Raw genomic sequence first — 3773 nt, 5'->3', positions numbered from 1 at the left:
CAGTATTATGGATAATAGTGGCTTTGGGTTTGTTGATGGTGGTCCCAAGATAACTGCGAATGGTATTGATGCTGATAGTAAAAAAATTACGAAAGTAGCAGAGGGGACTGATGATACCGATGCGGTGAATTATAAACAACTGAAAGATTTTACAGCAGGAATGGAAACAGGCTGGAAGCTTTCTGTCAATGGTAAAGACACTACAGATGTTAAGGCTGGGAGTATAGTAAATTTTGTTGCAGTTAAGCAGAAAGATGATGATAATAATGAGAGCGAGAACACAAATATAAAAATTGTCAAGAGCGAGGACAATAAAGTATCCTTTGATTTAAGTGAGTATATTAAAGTTGGTCGTGTAGAAACGGGGCTTAGCAGCATGAGTAATGCCGGTTTCATGATCAAGGGTGGTCCCCAAATGACTAAGGGTGGCATTAATGCTGCCAATACAAAAATTACAGGAGTACAAAAGGGTGTTAATGCAAATGATGCTGTAAATGTTTCACAGTTGAGTGAAATGAAAGATGAAATAGCAGAAAATAGTCTTGTTAAATGGGACGAGGATGAGAAGCTCATTACCATTGGTAAAGAAAAGGGCGGTACAAAAATTGATATCACGGGTACTGATGGAGAGCGGGCCATTTCGGGTGTAAAAAATGGTGAGATTTCTGAAGAGTCGCATGAAGCAATCAATGGTAGTCAGATTAATAAAATATCTGGAGATATTGCAAAATTCTTTGGTGGTAATGCAGCATTTCAGGATGGTTCTTTTGTAGGTCCACAATATAATTTATCTAAAGTTTCTACAGATGGTGAAGTAGTTCAGTATATAGCTGAAAACGTTGGTGATGCTTTGACAACGCTCGATGCGAATGTCAAAAATGTTAATAGCCGTATAAAATACGTAGATAATAAATTTGATAAGTTTTCTCAAGATGCTCTCTTGTGGGATGATGGTAAACAAGCATTTGCTGCACGTCATGAAAAAGATGGACGTAAAACAGATAGCAAAATTATTCACCTTTTAAATGGCGATATTACTGAAGATTCAACAGATGCTATAAACGGTTCTCAAATTCATTCTATGGGCAGCGATATTGCAGAATTCTTTGGTGGTAATACCTCGTTCGAAAATGGTGTGTTTACAGGACCAAGATATAATTTATCGAATGTTGATGTAGATGGTACAGTCGAACAGAAGGAACATAATAATGTTGGTGATGCTTTGACAGGGCTTGATGCGAATATCAAGAATGTTAATCAAAATTTGATAAATTCGATGGATGATGTTGCTTCTTATTTTGGTGGCGGTGCTGGATATGATGAAAATGGAGAATGGCATGCTCCTACTTTCCAAGTTTATCACATCGAAGATAATGGTACTGTTTCTAAAAAACCTTATGATAATGTTGCAGATGCTTTTGAAGGTGTGAACAATACTTTCACGAATATCCACAATCAAATCTCTGATATAACAAAAAATAGCCTTGTTAAGCAGGATGGAGAAGATGGTCTTATCACCGTTGGTAAAGAAACCGGTGGTACAAAAATAAGTATTGTAAATAAAAGTGGTGAAGAAAGAACTCTTTCTGGTGTAAAAGATGGAATGATCTCTCAAACATCAACGGAAGCTATAAATGGTTCACAACTTTTTGCTACGAATAAAAATGTTACGACGGTTACTGATAATCTATCACAAGTTGCTCAAAATACATCAAAATATTTTGGGGGTAGTACAGATGTATTGAACGGTATCGAACCAGCTTTCTTTATTCAGGATAAGGCATATCATAATGTTACGGAAGCGTTTACTGGTGTGAATACTTCTATCACAAATATTGATAATAAGATTACTGAAATGAAAGAAAATAGTATTGTTAAATGGGATGAAAGTAAAAAACTTATCACTATTGGTAAGGATAAAACTGGGACTGAGATCAATATTGCGGGATATGCTGGTGTAGCGCGTTCCATTTCTGGTGTAAAAGCGGCAGAGAAGGGTGATGAAGCTGTTAACAAAGACCAACTTGATAAAAGTATAAAGGATATTACTAACGACATTGAAACAGCAATTGCTGCTGCGGTTCTCTATGATAAAGATGGGGATGGTAGTGTTAATTATGGTAGTGTAACTTTCGGTGGCAATAAAAGCAATGGGCCAGTTGCTCTTCATAATGTCAAAGATGGTGACATTTCCCGAGATTCCAAAGATGCAATAAATGGTAGTCAGATTAATAAAATATCCGAAGATATTGCCAAGTTTTTTGGTGGTGGCGCAAAATTTATTGATGGTGCCTTTAAAGGACTGAAATATACTTTATCTGCTATCGTAGATGGTCAAGTAGGGAAGGCTAATTTCTATGATGTTGGTTCAGCTTTAACAGGTCTTGATAAGAATGTTCAAGATGTGAATCAGCGCTTAACGAAAGTATCCAATGAGTTTAATCAGACAATTGAAGGTATCTCAAAAGATGCTTTACTGTGGGATGATGAAGAAGGAGCATTCGTTGCACGTCATGAAAAAGATGGTCAGAAGACAAAGAGCAAATTGAAGTATCTTTTGGATGGTGAGATTGCTGAAGGTTCAACGGATGCCATTACAGGTAATCAGCTTTATTTCATGAGCAACAAGCTTGCCAATTATTTCGGTGGCGGTGCAAAATATGAAAATGGTAAATGGACAGATCCTACTTTTAAGATTGTTCAAGTCAATGCTGATGGTACGACTGTTGAGACAAAGCACAATAATGTCGCTGATGCTTTTGGTGATATTAATGATGGGATGTCAAATATTAATAACCGTATTAATGAAGTCATCAACAAGGTCGATACAGATGCTTTAAAGTGGAATGATAAAGAGAAAGCTTATGATGCTAATCATGATGGTAAGCCGAGTAAGATTATCAACGTAGCTGACGGCAAAATTGCAGAAGGTTCGAAAGATGCGGTTAATGGTGGACAACTTTGGAAAACCAATGAGCGTGTTGCAAAGGTTGAAAATCGTGTTACGGATGTTGAAAATCATGTTACGATCATTGACAAAAAAGTTGATAATATTTCCAATACCATTGCTGATATTGGTGATACAGTTAACAATATTAACGTCAAAGTTGATAATATTGATAATAAAGTTAACGATATTGCTGAAGATGCGGTTCGTTATGACAGAGATGAAAATGGCAAAAAGACCAATAAGATTACATTAGCGGGTGGTGATGCCAGTGAACCTGTTCTGATTGATAATGTAGCTGATGGTAAAATTGAGAAAGGCTCAAAAGAAGCTGTAAATGGTGGTCAACTTCATGATTATACTAAAGAACAGACGAAGCTTATTCTTGATGAATCCAAGCAGTATACGGATCAACGGATTCGTAATATTACGATTGATGCGATTGACGATGCTGTTGAGCAGGCTAAACAATATACAGATACGAAGTTTAATGTTTTAAACTACAGCATTGAAAGTGTGAAAAAGGAGGCAAGACAAGCAGCGGCTATTGGTTTAGCGGTGTCTAACTTGCGCTACAATGACACACCTGGAAAATTAAGTGTTGGATTTGGTGCTGGTTTATGGCGTAGTCAATCTGCATTTGCTTTCGGTGCGGGTTACACCTCAGAAAATGGAAAATACCGCTCTAACATATCCGCAACAACTTCTGGTGGTCATTGGGGTGTCGGTGCGGGATTCAATATGACCCTGAACTAATAATCAACAAAACACATAAAAAATTCTTTTCACCCTTGTCTCATAAGGCAGGGGTGAATTGTTTTTACAT

General features: G+C 37.0%; 1 protein-coding gene. It reads left to right on the top strand.

Features of this window, described 5'->3' with window-relative positions; all coding sequences use genetic code 11:
- On the top strand, window positions 1-3703 hold a 3703-nt coding region (locus BN338_RS08715), incomplete at its 5' end, for a Vomp family autotransporter (protein WP_039761101.1).
- Window positions 3704-3773 lie beyond the last annotated feature (70 nt).

The sequence above is a fragment of the Bartonella queenslandensis AUST/NH15 genome (genome assembly GCF_000312585.1).
Taxonomy (GTDB): domain Bacteria; phylum Pseudomonadota; class Alphaproteobacteria; order Rhizobiales; family Rhizobiaceae; genus Bartonella; species Bartonella queenslandensis_A.
The sequence above is the reverse complement of the archived record's forward strand: the minus strand, read 5'-3'. Positions and strand labels throughout refer to the sequence as shown.